The sequence below is a fragment of the Annamia dubia NIES-4383 genome (assembly GCF_055394725.1).
The window spans coordinates 680,617-697,678 of sequence record NZ_AP025630.1 but is presented as its reverse complement, the minus strand read 5'-3'; the positions used below and the strand labels follow the sequence as shown (position 1 = coordinate 697,678).

Genomic DNA, 17,062 nt, shown 5'->3' with positions numbered 1-17,062 from the left:
GGTAAGACAGGAAGCTGATAATGGACAATGCTTAATTACTAAGTCAAGTAATTAAGCATATCATAAAATAGTCAAATTTTTACTGGCAAATATTACAAAATTATGATCAATTCATAATTGATAATTGACAGGTAAATTTGAGGCCTTAATTTAAAAAACCAGTTTGATGGAAAAACTCAAAATATCTTGTTAATATTTCTTGATCTATGGGTGGAAAATTAAAATTAGTATTTTTTAATCCTATTAAAGTATTTTGGCTATCTAATTCTACCACCCCACTAAGCGCTAAATTTTGATCTGAAAAGTTATCTAAAACTGCGGCTAAAGCCTGATCTGGATTAATTTTACATTGTTTAATTAAGTTCGATCGCCAAGTTTCAAAATCAACTAATTTGAGATCATAACCCATTTTTTGAACACAATTAAATAAATAATTATTTAATGTTGGCTGAGGATTAATTAAATGAAAAGCTTTACCTAAAGAATTTTCTTGATTTGCTAAATAAACAATTGCTGAACTAACATAATCAACGGGAGTTAAATCTTCTGTACTATCACCAAAATCAGGGATCATTCCTAATTGAATACAACCTTTTAACATCCGACAAAATAAATCTTCAGTATTACAAATTCCTGTTTTACTATGGCCAATAATGCGAGATGCTCGAAAAATTGTAATAGGAATCCCACGTTTTAATCCTTCTAAAATTAACTTTTCTGCTACCCATTTACTTTGGGTATAACCTGCATTTAAGCCATGTTCTAAACCTAGTTGATCTGATTCTTTGATGATATTACCTTGGGCATAACTTGAAGAAAAAACTGATACTGTTGACACAAAATGAACGGGTTTTGTTTTAGTTAAACAAGCTAATTTTAAGATTTCTTGTGTGCCTAAAACATTAGTTGGTTTAAGAATAGAATAGGGATAAAGTCCATTTACCCACGCTCCATTATGATAAATTTGATCAATTTTTTGTGCTAATTCTTGAAAACCTGCTTCACAAATACCGAAATTTTTTTGAGATAAATCACCAATTACCGGAATAATTCTATGACTTATATTTTCTTGCCATAATTGAAAGTTTTTCAGTTTATTTTCTATTTTAGTTTGGGCTTTTTCTGGATTATTGGCACGAATTAAACAGTAGATATTAGCTGAAGTTTTGTTTAATAATTCTGCTAATAAATGAATCCCTAGAAAACCCGTTGCTCCCGTTAAGAAAATATTAATAGGTTGGCTTTTAAATTGATAGGGATGAGGTGGTTTTATTGACTGATTTAAAATAATTTCTTGCGGCCAATTAGGGGTTTTTTGTTGATAAAAATCAGAGGTATTTTGAGATAAATAATTATCTAAATTACTTGCTAATCCTGCGATGGTAGGTTCAGAAAATAGATAGTTTAAAGGAATATCTATTAAGAATTTTTCTTGTAATTTAGTAATAACTTGAATTGCTTTTAATGAATGGCCGCCTAAGTCAAAAAAGTTATCAAAAATACAAATTTCTTCTAATTGTAAAACTTTTTGCCAAATATCAGCAACTATTTTTTCTGTTTTAGTTTGGGGTAAATTGATAGTTTGAATTGAGTTATTTGTTTGAGGTGCGGGTAAGGATTTTCGATCAATTTTACCACTACTTAAAAGGGGTAATTCTGGCAATTCTACGAAGAAAGAGGGGATCATATAATCGGGTAATTTTTGTTTAAGAAAATTCCTTAATTTTTGCCGATCGATGCCTTGATTTTTGGGAACAATATAGGCGACTAATTGTTTATTATTTGGTTGATCTTCCCTAACAATAACTGCATGGGATTTGATGTCAGAATTTTCTGCTAAAACTGCTTCAATTTCCCCTATTTCAATGCGAAAACCTCGTAGTTTTATTTGATTATCAATTCTTCCTAAAAATTCAATATTTCCATCGGGAAGATAACGAGCTAGATCCCCTGTTTTATAAAGACGAACTGTTTGAAATTGATCAAAATTATGGGTAATAAATTTTTCTTTGGTTAAGTCTTGACGATGTAAATATCCTCTGGCTAAACCTAAACCACTAATTAATAATTCCCCAGGAATACCGATAGGAAGTTGTTGTAAATTTTGATCACAAATATAAACTTGAGTATTAGTAATTGGTTTACCAATAGAAACTGCATGAATTTGGGGCTTTTGTTGACTCAAATTAGGATTAAAAATTGTAGTAGTAATTGTTGCTTCTGTAGGCCCATAAGCATTAAGCCAAACTAGATCATTTCTGTATTGACTGGAGAGGATTTTTTGCCATAAAAATAATCTGTCTGGTAGCACTTCTTCACTACCTGTAATTACTAAGCGCAAACTATCAGGTAATAGGGTTAAAGATTGAGATAATTCTAATACCCATTCATGCCAATAAGTTGCTGGTAGATTGATAACGGTGAGGTTTTTATAATCAATAAATTGGCTAAATTCTTTTAAAGAAGAAAAGATATTTGTTGGGTGCATTACTAAAGTTCCACCTCTAACAAGGGTGGGATAAATTTCTTCGGCGGCTACATCAAATGTTAAAGAAGCGAATTGTAAAACCCGATCTTTTTGCGTTAAATTATAGGCTTTAATGATGGCGAGGCTATGATTAACTAAGCTTTTTTGTTCAATCATAACGCCTTTTGGTGTTCCGGTTGAGCCTGATGTATAAATTAAATAGGCTAAATTTTGAGCGTGATAATTGTTAGTTAAATTGCCTTGATTTTGCTGATTAATTATGGTTTTTTCCCGATCAAGATCAACAATTTTATCTGCATATTGATTAAAGAAATTACGGAATTTTGTTTGAGTTATTATTGCGGATATTTGAGCATCATTTAAGATATATTCTCGGCGATCTTGAGGATATTTAGGGTCTAAAATAATATAGGCCGCACCTGCTTTTAAGATTGCTAATAATGCGATTATTAAATCGGGCGATCGCTCTAGGCAAATACTAACTAAAGATTCTGTTTTAAGGCCTTTAGTTTGGAGATAAGTTGCTAATTGATTAGCCCGATGATTTAATTCTTGATAGCTGATTTTTTCTTGGTCAAATTCAATGGCGATCGCTGAAGGATTTTGCGTAACTTGTTGTTCAAATAATTCTTGAATAGTACAGTCTGGAATTGGATTAATATTGCACTGATTCCATTGTTTTAATAGGTCAGATTCAGAAGGGGTTAACATCTTTAATAAACCCAAAGGTTGATGGGGATAATTAACAATTTCCGTTAATAAAACTTGAAAATGCCCAGTCATTCTTTCAATGGTTTCTTGATTAAATAAATCAGAATTATAATCAAAAGAACCTACTAAACCTTCGGGGGTTTCTTGCATTGCTAAAGTTAAATCAAATTGAGCAACTAAAGCATTCATTTTGATAGGAGTTAACTCTAAATCTGCGATGGAAATATAATCAATATGGAGCTGATCTTCCCAAGAAAACATTACTTGAAATAAGGGGGTATAACTTGAATTTCTCTGGGGTTTGACTGCTTCTACAACTTTTTCTAGGGGTAAATCTTGATGATCATAAGCATCTAAAACAACCCCTTGAACTTGATGTAATAATTGTTGAAAAGAAAGATTATTTTTTAAACGAGTACGAATGGCTAAAGTATTAATAAAACACCCAATTAAAGGCTCAATTTCTGGAAATTGACGATTACCTGTAGGAATACCAATTACAATATCTTCTTGATAAGAATAACGATAAAGTAACAGATTAAAAGCTGTTAACATCGTCATATTTAAAGTTGATGCGGATTTTTGACTTAACTGTTTTAATTTTTGGCTTAATTCTTGATTTAAAATAAATTTACAACTATTACCTTTAAAAGTTTGAATAGGGGGGCGTGGTTTATCGGTGGGCAGGTCTAATAATGGTGGGATTCCTGTTAGTTGTTGTTGCCAATAATTGGTTAATTTAGTTAATTTTTCTCCTTGAATTTGTTGTTTCTGCCAGACAGCATAATCACCGTATTGAATAGATAAATCTGTTAAGGGGGGGGCTTCTTTTTTAAGAAAAGATTGATATAAAATGGTAAGTTCTTTTAATAAAACTTTCATTGACCAACCATCAAAAATAGAATGATGTAAACTTAAGCATAAAACATAGGAATCTGATTTTAATTTGACCAAAAAGGGACGCATTAAGGGAGCTTTACTTAAATCAAAAGGAGTATAAACTTCTTGATCTATTAAGCGATTTAATTCTTGATTTTGTTCGGATTCAGATAATTTTTCTAAATCAATTAATGGTAAATCTAATTTAATTTCTGGGCTGATAATTTGCTGGGGAATTTCATCAATTATTTGAAAACTGGTATGCAAAACTTCATGGCGTTGCATAATCGTTTCTAAGGCTTTTCTGAAATTTTCTACATCTAAATTGCCATTAATTTTAAATTGAAATGGCATATTATAAGTATAACCTTGAGCTTCTAATTGATAAAGAAACCAAAGTCTTTCTTGAGAAAAAGATAGGGGAATCTGTTGATTTGGCTCTCTTTTTGGGATTAGATTATTTTTTAAACCGATTCCTTTTTTTTTGAGTAAAAGTTTGAGTAGTTCTTGTTTATCCTGAGTATTATTTGCCATTATTTTAACTATATTTAATATTAATTAGTTTAGAATTATAAAGAGCTAATTTATGTTAAAACCTTAAATATTTAAGATTATTTTTTAATCTTAAATAGCGGTATAACCTCCATCTACCATTAAAATTGTTCCGGTAATATATGAGGAAGCTTCTGATGCTAAAAAGATCACGGGTGCAATTAATTCTTCTAGGTTTCCTGTCCTTTTCATAGGGATTCTTGTATATAATTCCCTCATTTCTTCAGGAGTAGATCGTAAACCTTCTGTTCCTTCCATCATATTATTCATATAGCCAGGAGCAAAACCATTGACTCGAATTTTATGATTAGCTAATTCTACAGCTAAGGTTTTTACTAATTGATTGACACCACCTTTTGCGGCACTATATGCTCCCGAAGATTTGGGAACAGCAACGAAAGCACAGATAGAAGAATTCATAATAATTGAACCTGCTGTACCTTGTTTAAGCATTTGTTTTGCTGCTAGTTGAGCGCAATTAAAATAACCTTTTAAGTCAACATTAATTACCGCATCCCATTGTGATTCTTCTAATTCATAAGTTGGTTTAAGAATTTCAATACCTGCATTACATATCATAATATCAAGTTGCCCATAATAACTAACAGTTTGTTCAATTAAATTAAGACAATCTTGACGATTGCAAACATCGGTATGAATTGCGATAGATTCTCCACCTAATTCTTTAATTAATTGAGCAGTTTCTTCGCCACCTGTTTGATTGATGTCTGCAATAACGACTTTAGCACCTGCTTGGGCTAATCCTTTGGCTAAAACTCTACCAATTCCTTTGGCCGCACCTGTAATAATGGCGACTTTTCCGGTTAAATCAAAAAGATTATAAATCATATTTTTTTGTAATTTTTAGATTGAACTTAATATAATAGCTTATTTTGTTTAGTTTTGAGCTAATAATGCTTTAATTTCTTCTGGTGAAAGTTTAGAAATTTCTTGAAATGTTAAGGCAATTTCGTTAAGCAATTCTTCACCTCCAACTATTTCACCCATTACTGTTACTAATTGACTAATTTTTGGATTGGTGAAAAGTTGACGTACAGAAATTTCTATTTCTAAAGTTTGGCGAATTTTACTAATAAGTTGAATTGCTTTTAAAGAATGGCCTCCTAACATAAAGAAATCATCTTCAATTCCTACTTTTTCCACTTCTAAAATTTCCGCCCAAATTTCAGTCATTACTTCTTCAATGGCATTACGAGGCGGAAGATAATTTTGAGTTGATAATAGGGAATTTTTTTCAGGAATTGGTAATTTTTGACGGTCAACTTTTCCATTAGGACTAAGTATAAAAGATGTCATTTCTACAAATGTAGAAGGGATCATATAATCCGGTAGCCATTTCTCTAAAAAAGAACGTAATTCAAGGAGATTTACTATTTCATTGTGACGGGGAATATAATAGGCCGCTAAATATTTTTCTCTGGCATTTTCACCCTGTACTGTAGCAACAGCTTGAGCAATTTGGGGATATTGATTTAAAATTGCTTCCACTTCTCCTAATTCAATTCTGTAACCTCTGACTTTAACAATATCATCAATTCTTCCTACATATTCGATGTCACCATTAGGTAAATAACGAGCTAAATCTCCTGTTTTATAGAGGAATGAATTAGCTTTAAAAGGATTAGAAATAAATTTTTCTTGGGTTAATTCAGGATTATTAAAATAACCCCTTGCTAAACCACCTCCTGTCACATATAATTCCCCTGTAATTCCAATGGGAACTGGTTGAAGATTAGAGTTTAAAATATATACCTTTACATTAACCGCAGGTTTACCAATTGGGATATATTTTGACCAGTTTTCAGGGTTTTGATCAAAGGCGTAACTCGTCACCAAATCGGCTTCTGTGGGGCCGTAAAAATTATAGAGTTTACAGTTTTTAAGTTGTTTAAATAGGTCAATCATTGGTTGAGTAATCTGTAACTGTTCTCCCGCAGATATGATTTCTCGTAAGTTAATAAATAAATGACTTTCTTCGCTGTAGGTTTCGATTAATTGTTGTAATAATGTTACTGGTAAAATAGCTTTATGAATGGGATTATTTGCTAATAAATTGGTTAATTTGGGTAAGTCTAAACGGCTTTCTTCTGTAGCAATAAATAAAGTCCCTCCTAAACACCAAGCGGCGAAGATTTCATGATAGCTAACGTCAAAATTAAAGGAAGCAAATTGTAAAAAATTTCGCTCTGATGACATTTTCGCCTGATGATGTTCAATAAGATTAGTTAATGATTGATGCACAATCATAATACCTTTAGGTACACCTGTAGAACCGGAACTATAAACAAGATAAGCTAAATTTTCAAGAGTAACTTTATTATCTAAATTTTGTTTATGTTCTAAGGTAATTTCTGACCATTTTTCATCTAGTAAAATAGAGTGAGGAATTAACTCACCATTTAAAACTGATTGACAATTTTTTTGAGTTAATAATATTTTTATTTGGGTATCTTTGAGGATATAATTTAATCTTTCTTGGGGATAATTGGGGTCTAAAGGAACACAAACTCCACCTACTTTTAAAACGGCTAAAATAGCGATCGCCATCTTTAAAGATCGTTCTAAACAAATGCCGATTAAAGTTTCTGAATTAACGCCAATTTTTTGTAAATAATGTGCTAATTGATTCGCCGATTCATTTAACTGTTGATAGGTTAATTTTTCCTCTTGAAAAACCACAGCGATCGCTTCTGGTGTTTTGATTACTTGTTGTTCAAATAATTGATGAACACAATGTTGAAGGGGATTTTCTGGGATAGTTTGATTCCATTCCACTAATAATAATTGACGTTCACTTTCAGTTAAAATTGATAATTCTTTAATTTTACGTTGATAATTGAGGGCAATTTCTGTTAGTAAATTTTCAAAATGACCCAACATTCTAGTAATAGTTTCATCTTCAAATTCTTCCCGAGGATAAATAATTTTAATACTTAAATTTTGGGTAGGAGTAACAATTACTGTTAAAGGATAATCCGCATTACCATGATCTTGCAATTCTCCCATTTTTAACCCCCCCATTTGATCAGGTTCTTGTTCAGTAAATGGTAGATTTTCAAAGACTAGAAAACTCTCAAAAACAGATTGAGGAGGGGGAATTTCACTCCATTTTTGAATATCAATTAAAGAACTATAGGAATATTGTTCTCTTTCTAAATATTCATCTTGTAATTGTTTAAACCAATCTAATAATTCAATTTCAGGATCAATTTTAATGCGAACAGGTAAGGTATTTAAAAAGATTCCTACCATCGTTTGAATCCCTGCAAAACTAGAAGGCCGGCCGGATACTGTTCCTCCAAAAACGATGTCTAATTCACCCGTATAATTATGTAATAATAATGCCCAAACTCCTTGAATTAAAGTAGCAAAAGTAAGACGATTTTCTTGAGCTAATCTTCTTAAATTATTGGTTATTTCTGAAGCTAAATAAATTTTTTGATTAACATAATTTTTACTTAATGTTACTTGATTATTTAACGGTTTATTTACTACTAAAGGAGTGGGAGAAGTAAAGCCTTGAAGATTTTTTCGCCAAAATTTTTCTGCTTGTGTTTGATCTTGTTTTAAAACCCATGTAATATAATCTTGATAAGGCCGAGGGCTAGGTAAATTTACAGTTTGATTGTTAATAATTCCGGCATAAAATTTACAAGCTTCATCCATCACAATGGCAGTGCTCCAACCATCTAATAAAATATGATGTCCTGTGATGATAAACTCATATTTTTCCTTATCTAAACGGATTAAATGGCATCGAGTTAAGGGGACTTGATCTAATTGAAAATAAGCGTCTTGATCACTTTTTAATAATTCAGTTAGTTTGAAAGCTTGTTCACCCGCAGAATATTGTTGCCAATCATAATTAAACCAAGGTAAATCAACATTTTTTCTCACAATTTGTAGAGGTTGTTTTGTTTTTTTCCATGCAAAACAAGTGCGAAAAATACCATGACGATCTACTACTTTTTGCCATGATAATTGAAAAGCATTAATGTCTAAATTCCCTTCTAAACTAATTTGTAATTGGGATAAATAAACCTTTGATTCAGGATTATATAAAGATTGAAATAACATTCCTTGTTGCATAGCAGACAAAGGATAAATTGCTTCAATATCTTTTTTTGTCGGGTTAGAGTTTTGAGATGTTACCATAGTTTTTTCCTAATATTTTAGTAATAGATAAAATTAAAATGCCGAAGCTGATGAACCCCCATCTACGGGGATTGTAATTCCTGTTATATAACTGGCACATTCTGAAGCTAAAAAAACTACTAAATTGGCTAATTCTTCCGCAGTACCAATTCTATTTATGGGAATTGTTTTAATAATTTCTTGTCTGAGTTGATCGGGGGTAATTCCTTCTTTTTTAGCATAAATTTCTAAGTATTCTCGATGTCTAGGGGTATCAATAATGCCCGGATTAATACTATTAATTAAAACATTGGATGCCCCTGTTTGTCTGGCAACTGACTTAGTAAAATTCATCAAAGCCGCATTGACAACTCCCGATTTAACTAAACGGGGTGAAGGTTCTTTTCCCGATGTACCAATAATATTAATAATGCGTCCCCACTGTTGATTTTTCATAATTGGTAATACTAAATTGGTTAAGCGAATATAACCCATTAATTTACCTTGAAATACTTTAAACCAATCTTCATCTGAGAGATTTTCGATTAAGTTTTCAGCAAAATTTGCCCCTTCAGAATTATTAATTAAAATGTCAATTTTGCCGTATTTATTTAAACTTTCTTTTACTAATTTTTCTGAATCATTAGCTTGGTGAACATCAGCCGTTAAACTTAAAATTGACTGTGAAGGATAGGCATTACTTAACGCTTGATAAGCTTCTTCTAAACGGTGGGAATTACGACCACAGATCACTAAATTACAACCCTCTTGAGCTAATGTTTCAGCGATAGTAAAACCAATTCCCGCACTACTACCAGTAATTAAAGCTACCTTGTTTTTTAATCCTAAATCCATAATTATGTTCTCTTGTTTAGATTAATAAATTGATCATAAAGTAAGTTAATTTAAAAATTTAATTAAATTTTAATTAACTTAAATTAAAAATTTCAGTAAAGAAATTTCTTGATCTGATGAATTATAACATTTTTGGGTAACTTTTGACGGGGCATAAAAAATTTGATTTGACCCTAATTTTTGAGTTTGATTTTCGATAGTTACTTGTAATTCACCATCAAGAATAAGTCCAATTGTTTCTTGTTCAATTTGATGTTCTACTATCTCATAACTCGGCGGAATTTTAATTAATAAAATTTCAAACCAATTCCCTTTGACTGATTGACAAGGTAAATTTGTAATTGAGTCTTGATTACTGGTCATAGTTAACATATAATCGGGTGATGGTGGAGCGGAAGAAATCTGTTTTAGATCAACTCCGATCATAGTTTCTGGTAAGGGATTAATACAACCATGAAAGATGTTAGCATCAGCTACATAAACATCTTTTAAAGGTTTTAAATTTTTAACAACATTGTCAATATACATTTCTAATTCACCTGAAATAACCATGCCAATTTGACTTTCTGGATGTTGATGTTTTTCAAGTTTAGCTAGGGGGGCAACTGATGCTAGTTGAAAAATGGTATCTTGACATTCAAAAATTGTTAATTCTACATCTTGATTGAGCTTTTTTGAATCAGAAATTGGAAAAAATAGAGACATAATTTAAGTTTTAAATTTAGGTTAATTGTTCTAATTTTTTGATCATTTTGGCCGGATTTCCTGCAACAACAGTAAAAGATTCTACATCTTTTGTCACCACAGATACTGCTCCGATAATCGCTCCTTTACTAATAGGAACTCCTTTCAGAATTCCAACATTAAAGCCGGATATTTTGATTCTATTTAGACCATTTACGTTTAAAAGCGTTGATTTCTTCATCAGTATAAAAATGTCGAACTAATGCTTGATCATAAATTTGATCTAAATATTCATTACTAAATTTAAGATTTTTTCTTAAATTATCATAAATTGCATACTCATGGGGTTCTAAAAGTTCAGTTCTTGCGTATTTTTTATTATTAAAATTTTCAATGCCTAAAAAAGTTTGCATTGCTTCGTGAACACAAGAATCTAACTTTTCTAATTTGAATACTAATAATTCAATATTTTGATCAGGAAAATCAACAATTGTATAACCTTTTTCTTTTGGAAATTCAATAGAACCAATGTCAATATTAAAAACTGGTTTTAATTCTAATTCAAACCAATCAAATTGTTTACAATAGAGAAAATCCTGTTCCCAAAATTTTTGAATTACATCTTCCATTGTGATGGAGCCTTGTTTAAATTTTCGGAAAAAATTAGATGGGAAAATAACACCACAGTCAATTATTTGGAAAAACCAAGAAATATTACGAGCGATAGGATCCCTCACTCCGGTGATAATTTTAATCTTTTTATTATGCTTAATTTCTTTAATTTTTTCACTTAAATATTTAGTAGTAAAAGAATGAACAGATGTAATTTCATAATAGGGTTTAGTCAAGTTAATTTCTTGCCAAATTTGAGCAGAATTTTCTGGGTTTAAATTATGAAGATGGTAAATAGGTTGATCGGGAATATGACTTTTAGTGTTTAAATAAAGACCCGCAGAGCCAACTTTTCCCATTTGATAAACAAATATTATTGAGGGATTGAGAAGCTCTTGTTGTAATTGACGCTTGGTTTTCCAGATAGTAATAATATTTCTAATAAAGGAGGTTATGGGAAAACTAGGGATGTCTCTAGGGGGATAATAATTAATAATTTTTGATAATTTTTCAGGTTGGATTTTCATGTTTCTTTGTTTGTTTATTTTCTAATGTTTAAGGAGAAAAAAAGCGATAGTTGTTCTTAATTTGTAGATTAATTACACACTTTAATTAAGTAATTTCTTGAGCTTTTTTATAGAAGATTGACCAACTCATATTAATCTTACCATATTGGGTAATAAATTCTAAATTATTATCTTCCAGAGCAGTCTCATTAGTAATTGCTAAATCTGCGATTCCTTCCTTTACCTGAATAGCCGCAAGACTTGTAGAATTAACTAATTCGACTTTAATATTATTTTGATTAAGAGAATCTGGCAATAAATAAGGCAGTAAAGGAAGGGGGGCAGGATGAGTTACAATGGTACAATTGTTGAGGACTAAATTATCATTTTTGCGCTTGGCTAATCCATAAATAGGAGTAGGATAAGTAAAAATTAAACCTAATCCTAAATTTGGCTCCATATAAAAATCATTAATTCGCTCATAAGCATGGGGAACTAATGCTAAATCAATTTGTTCTTGAAGTAAAGCTTCTTTTGATTCTGTAAAAGTATTAAATAAATGACTTGTGACAGAAATATCATAAGATTGCCATTGATTAATTAGATAATTTAAAGTGTGTTCACTGCTGGTATCTTTTGGGCCTAGTGTACCAACTTTTAAGGTTTTTTTGTTATTGTTAGGATAACAAAATTCCATTGCAAATTTGATCATGTTTTAAGTGACTCCTAGAATTTTTTTTAATAAGATTTTGTCTGAATTATGGTAAAGAAAAATTATTTGATGAGAGAATTGTTAATTTAATTCTAACAATAATTCATCTAATTCAGATTGACTCAAATCTGCATCAGGAAAATCAGAAGGGGTATAACTTCCTACTGCTGATAAGCAATGATCTATCAAATTTTCTAAATAATTTTGATAGGATTGAGCCAATTTTTCTATGGTAATTTTTTGGTGAAATTTCTTACTATATGCCCATTCCATTGTTAGTTTTCCATTAATAATAATTCCATTAAATTCAATTAAATGGGAACGTCTGCTTAATGGACTGTGAATAGAACCGATTAACTCTTGAGAAAACTGCCATTTTAGATTTCCTATTTGTTCCTCCGTAAATTGTCCTAAGTAATTAAAGCTAATTTCCGGTTGAACTTGGTTATCTACATTCAAGTTTAAACCCGATTTGAGATAATCACCAATTCCATAATCAATGCCCTTATTAGGAATGCTTCTTAATTGCTCTTTAACTAACTTCACACTTTCTTCAAGATCATCAGGATTTTTCAGGGTTAAACAGATCGGAAAAATGCTAGTAAACCAGCCCACTGTGCGAGATAGATTCAAGTAATCAACGATATTTTCCCGTCCATGTGCCTCTAAATTAAGCAATAAACTGGAAAAATTTGTCCAATGGTAGAAAGTTTGAACTAATGCTGTAAGTAAAATATCGTTGATTTGTGTATTATAAGCTTGAGGTACATCTTTCAATAGTGCTTGTGTTTGAGCTTCGCTTAAACTAGCCCACACTTTGTCACTATTGCCAACGGTGTTAAAGCTTAAATCGTTTTGATAGTCACGGGGTAGGGGATTAACTTTGCTTAAATCTTGATTTAACCAGTAATTTAATTTGCTTTTTAAATCTGGTTGTTGTGCGTATATTTGTAATGCTTCTGACCAATCTTTAAAAGAGCTAGTTTTGGGGGGTAATTCTACGGTTTTACCTTGTTCTAATTGTTGATAAGCAGTGGCTAAATCTTCTAATAAAATGCGCCAAGAAACCCCATCTACGGCTAAATGATGAATGATAATTAATAATTTATTTCTGTTACCTAATTGAAAGAGAACAACCGCAGTTAATAGGCCTTTTTCTAGGTTAAGCGATCGCTGTTTTTGATTAGCAATATTTTCGATATTTATTAACTGTTCATTTTCAGAAAGATCAGCCAAATTAACTACTTCAAAACTGAAAAAATCTCCTTGTTCACTATAGGCTTGTTGCCATTGTTGATCTTGTTGTTGAAAATGCAATCTTAGGGCATCATGATGATAGATTAATTTACTAATTGCTGTTTTTAAAAGTTCAGGTTGTAGGGTATCTAAAATATCTACCATCATGGCTTGATTAAAGTGTTCAGGTTCGGGAGAATTTTGCTCAAAAAACCATTTTTGAATGGGTGTTAAGGGAACATTTCCTGTTACTAAGCCTTGATTAATTTCATTGAAATTAGTTGTTTGTGCTACGACAGCTAATTGTGCAATTGTCTGATGACTAAATAGTTGTTTAGGAGTAATTTTTAATCCAGCTTGATTAGCTTTAGCGACAATTTGAATAGCGATAATTGAATCGCCCCCTAATTCAAAGAAATTATCATTTATACTGATTTTTTTTCTGCCTAAAACATCCTGCCAAATTTGAGCAAGAATTATCTCTTTTTCCGTACTAGGAAGAAGATAATTTTCCGATTCATTGCTCTCAATTTCTGGGATAGGTAAAACATTGCGATCTATTTTTCCATTTTGAGTAAGGGGAAAAGAATCTAAGAAAATCAAGAAAGCAGGAATCATATAATTAGGAAGCTTTTCTTTAAGAAAATTTCTTAAATCTGCTTCAGTTAGTTGTTTAGTTTTGGGAACAATATAAGCATATAAACGATTAATTCCAAATTGATCTTTTCTGGCAATAACTATTGCATTTTTGACTTGAGAATGCTGAAGTAAAACTGCTTCTATTTCTCCTAATTCTATTCTAAAACCTCTAATTTTTACCTGATGATCAATTCGTCCAATAAATTCAATATTACCATCAGCTAAATATTGGCCTAAATCACCAGTTTTATATAATTTACCCTCTCCAAAAGGATTATTTACAAATTTTTGTGCGCTTAACTCTGGGCGATTCAAATAACCTCTTGCTATGGCGATCCCACCTAAATAAATTTCCCCTGATACTCCGATGGGAACTGGCTGTAAACTTTCATCTAAAATATATATTTGTGTGTTAGGAATAGGACGGCCAATAGGTAGTTTGTTGTCATCTGGTTGGCACTGATAGGTAGTTGCCCAGACTGTTGCTTCCGTAGGCCCATAAGCATTGTATAAACTTCTTCCCACTGACCATTTTTTGGCTAATTCAATGGGGCAAGTTTCTCCGGCGATAATAATTGCCTCTAAACTTGGTAATTGAGTTTCAGGTAATGTGGCCAACGCTGAAGGTGGTAGTGTTATGTGGGTGATTTTGTGTCTATTAATTACCTCCCTTAATTCACTTCCCAGTATAAAGGATTCCGAACTTGCTAGATATAAAGAAGCACCTGTGATCACAGCCATCAAAATTTCAAAAATTGAAGCATCAAAGCTTAAGGAGGCAAATTGCCAAATCCTGCTGTTGGCCTTTACTTTGAATGTTTCTATCTGGGCTTGGGCTAAATTTGGCAATCCTTGGTGACATACCATTACCCCTTTTGGTTTTCCGGTTGAACCTGAAGTGTAGATAATATAAGCTAAATTTTCAGGTTTAATCCGATTTTCTGGATTATTACTGCTACTAGCTTCTGTTATCTTGTGCCAATGCCTATCTAAGTTAATAATTGGTGTTGATTCTTGACTAAATAGATAGCCTTGTTTTTCTTTTATGAGGATTAAAGAGGGTTTAGCATCTGATAACACATAATTAATCCTTTCTTGCGGATAATTGGGATCTATGGGTAGATAAACTCCCCCTGCTTTGATAATCCCGATAAAGGCTATGATTAGTTCCACAGAGCGTTCTAGGCATACTCCAATTATATCTTCGGGTTTAACCCCTGATTTTTGTAAATAATGGGCTAATTGATTGGCTTTTTCATTTAACTGTTGATAAGTGAGGGATTCTTCTTCATAAATAACTGCTATTGCATCGGGATTTTTAATAACTTGTTCTTCAAATAATTGATGAATAGATTTATCTTTAGGATAAATAGTTTTGGTTTGATTCCAGTCTATTAATAATTGTTGTTTTTCCTTCGCTGTGAGAATGGGTAAAGTGCCTAAAGTCTGTTCGGGATTATTAATAATTCCCTCTAATAAAATTTGAAAATGATCATTGAAACGATTGATTCTTTCCTGTGTAAATAAATCAGTATCATATTCCCAAAACCCTTTTAAATATGAGCCTTCTTCCCCTGCTATTTCTTCTATAACTAAAGTCAAATCAAATTTAATTCTTTTATTTTCGATTAAAATATGTTTGGCATTTACTCCCGGTAAATTTAAAGAACTATCGGCGATATTTTGCAGGGCAAACATGACTTGAAACAGGGGATTATAACTTAAATTACGTTCAATTTCTAAAGCGTCTAATACCTGTTCAAATGGAACATTTTGATTAGCGTAAGCCTCTAAAACAACTTGACGAACTTTTTCTAATAATTTTACAAAAGAAAGATCACCATTGAGGTAATTACGAATAACTACAGTATTAACAAAAAAGCCGATTAAAGGTTCAATTTCTTGGCGATTTCTATTAGCGGTGGGTGTACCAATTAAAATATCATTTTGATTGGTATAACGAAATAATAAAGTATAAAAAGCAGATAGTAATGTCATAAACAGAGTTACCCCTGTTTTCTTACTAAGATTGTTTAATTTTTCCGTTAAATTTGAGTCAATTTTAAAGTAAAGAGTATTACCTTTAAAGTTACAAATAGCAGGTCGAGGTTGATCCGTTGGTAATTCTAATAATGGGGGGGCTGTGGCTAGTTGTTTTTTCCAATAGTTTAACTGTTTTTCTAATATTTCACCTTGTAACCATTGTCTTTGCCAAACAGCAAAATCAGCGTATTGAATTGATAATTCTGGTAAAGAAATAGGCTTATTTGTTAACAATGATTGATAAAATTCAGATATTTCTTGAAATAAAACATTTTTTGACCAGCCATCTACAATAATATGATGAAATACTTTAATTAAAATATAATTTTGTGATCCTAAATCAAACAAAGTACAACGTAATAAAGGGGCTTGACTTAAATCAAAGGGTTTTTGTAATTCTTGAATGAGGATGTCTTCTACTTCTTTTTCTGTGTGATTTTTTAAATCAATTATTAATAATTTGATCGCCAAAGAGGGGGAGATTTTTTGAATTGGTTTTCCTTCAATCGTGGGAAAACTTGTTCGCAAAATTTCATGACGTTGTACAATTTCGTTAATAGTTTTTTCTAAAATCTCAAGGTTTAAGTCCCCTGTTAACTTAATGGCTAAAGCTTCATTATAAGAGGGATTTTGTTGATCCATTTGATAAAGAAACCACATTCTTTGTTGAGAAAATGATAGGGGTAAATCTCCCTCTCTGGCAACTTTAGTAATGGGAGTTTGAGGCTCTTGACTAATATGTTTTGTCCCCTTTAAAAAAGCAATTATTTCTGTTTTTTTTGTGCTAATTTTTTGTTTAATTTCTGTTGTCATAACTCCGGGGGGAGCTTGATATTTTAGTTTATCTTCTTCTAACCACAGTTTAATATTTAAAGTGTTTAAGTATGAGAATAGTTCTAAGGTTTTCATTTCTTTAAATACCTCCTGAAAATTAAATATAATAAATAAGTTTAAAATGAACGGGATGTTTTCAAATAGTAGAAAAATTAT

The 17,062-nt window shown here is 31.4% G+C and carries 8 protein-coding genes and 1 pseudogene; all 9 read right to left on the bottom strand.

Annotated features, from left to right (window positions below):
• Positions 1-145: 145 nt before the first annotated feature.
• Positions 146-4,612: a non-ribosomal peptide synthetase family protein gene (locus Anndu_RS03265; protein WP_464102993.1), complete on the bottom strand. Its 4,467-nt coding sequence runs from the start codon at positions 4,610-4,612 to the stop codon at positions 146-148.
• Positions 4,613-4,702: 90 nt separating this feature from the next.
• Entirely contained in the window at positions 4,703-5,479 is a 777-nt protein-coding gene (locus Anndu_RS03260) for an SDR family NAD(P)-dependent oxidoreductase (protein WP_464102992.1), read from the bottom strand.
• Positions 5,480-5,527: 48 nt separating this feature from the next.
• Positions 5,528-8,806, bottom strand: coding sequence for an amino acid adenylation domain-containing protein (locus Anndu_RS03255; RefSeq protein WP_464102991.1), 3,279 nt, complete (start codon positions 8,804-8,806; stop codon positions 5,528-5,530).
• 33 nt (positions 8,807-8,839) lie between these two features.
• On the bottom strand, positions 8,840-9,640 hold the full coding sequence (locus tag Anndu_RS03250; RefSeq protein ID WP_464102990.1) for an SDR family oxidoreductase: 801 nt from the start codon (positions 9,638-9,640) through the stop codon (positions 8,840-8,842).
• Positions 9,641-9,718: 78 nt separating this feature from the next.
• Positions 9,719-10,345 carry a cupin domain-containing protein gene (locus Anndu_RS03245; protein WP_464102989.1) on the bottom strand — a complete coding sequence of 209 codons (627 nt, stop codon included), beginning with the start codon at positions 10,343-10,345 and terminating at the stop codon, positions 9,719-9,721.
• A 16-nt stretch (positions 10,346-10,361) separates the two neighbouring features.
• Positions 10,362-10,511: pseudogene (locus Anndu_RS03240) on the bottom strand (acyltransferase); the annotation flags it as partial.
• Between the two features lie 13 nt (positions 10,512-10,524).
• Positions 10,525-11,463: a putative capsular polysaccharide synthesis family protein gene (locus Anndu_RS03235; RefSeq protein WP_464102988.1), complete on the bottom strand. Its 939-nt coding sequence runs from the start codon at positions 11,461-11,463 to the stop codon at positions 10,525-10,527.
• An 85-nt stretch (positions 11,464-11,548) separates the two neighbouring features.
• Positions 11,549-12,154, bottom strand: coding sequence for a LysR family transcriptional regulator (locus tag Anndu_RS03230; protein ID WP_464102987.1), 606 nt, complete (start codon positions 12,152-12,154; stop codon positions 11,549-11,551).
• An 81-nt stretch (positions 12,155-12,235) separates the two neighbouring features.
• Positions 12,236-16,981: an amino acid adenylation domain-containing protein gene (locus tag Anndu_RS03225; RefSeq protein ID WP_464102986.1), complete on the bottom strand. Its 4,746-nt coding sequence runs from the start codon at positions 16,979-16,981 to the stop codon at positions 12,236-12,238.
• Positions 16,982-17,062: the final 81 nt, after the last annotated feature.

What these genes read in the sequence shown, in the direction of transcription:
- Anndu_RS03265 (WP_464102993.1), bottom strand. Translation starts at nt 4,612, where the DNA reads ATGGCAAATAATACTCAGGATAAACAAGAACTACTCAAACTTTTACTC.
- Anndu_RS03260 (WP_464102992.1), bottom strand. Translation starts at nt 5,479, where the DNA reads ATGATTTATAATCTTTTTGATTTAACCGGAAAAGTCGCCATTATTACA.
- Anndu_RS03255 (WP_464102991.1), bottom strand. Translation starts at nt 8,806, where the DNA reads ATGGTAACATCTCAAAACTCTAACCCGACAAAAAAAGATATTGAAGCA.
- Anndu_RS03250 (WP_464102990.1), bottom strand. Translation starts at nt 9,640, where the DNA reads ATGGATTTAGGATTAAAAAACAAGGTAGCTTTAATTACTGGTAGTAGT.
- Anndu_RS03245 (WP_464102989.1), bottom strand. Translation starts at nt 10,345, where the DNA reads ATGTCTCTATTTTTTCCAATTTCTGATTCAAAAAAGCTCAATCAAGAT.
- Anndu_RS03235 (WP_464102988.1), bottom strand. Translation starts at nt 11,463, where the DNA reads ATGAAAATCCAACCTGAAAAATTATCAAAAATTATTAATTATTATCCC.
- Anndu_RS03230 (WP_464102987.1), bottom strand. Translation starts at nt 12,154, where the DNA reads ATGATCAAATTTGCAATGGAATTTTGTTATCCTAACAATAACAAAAAA.
- Anndu_RS03225 (WP_464102986.1), bottom strand. Translation starts at nt 16,981, where the DNA reads ATGAAAACCTTAGAACTATTCTCATACTTAAACACTTTAAATATTAAA.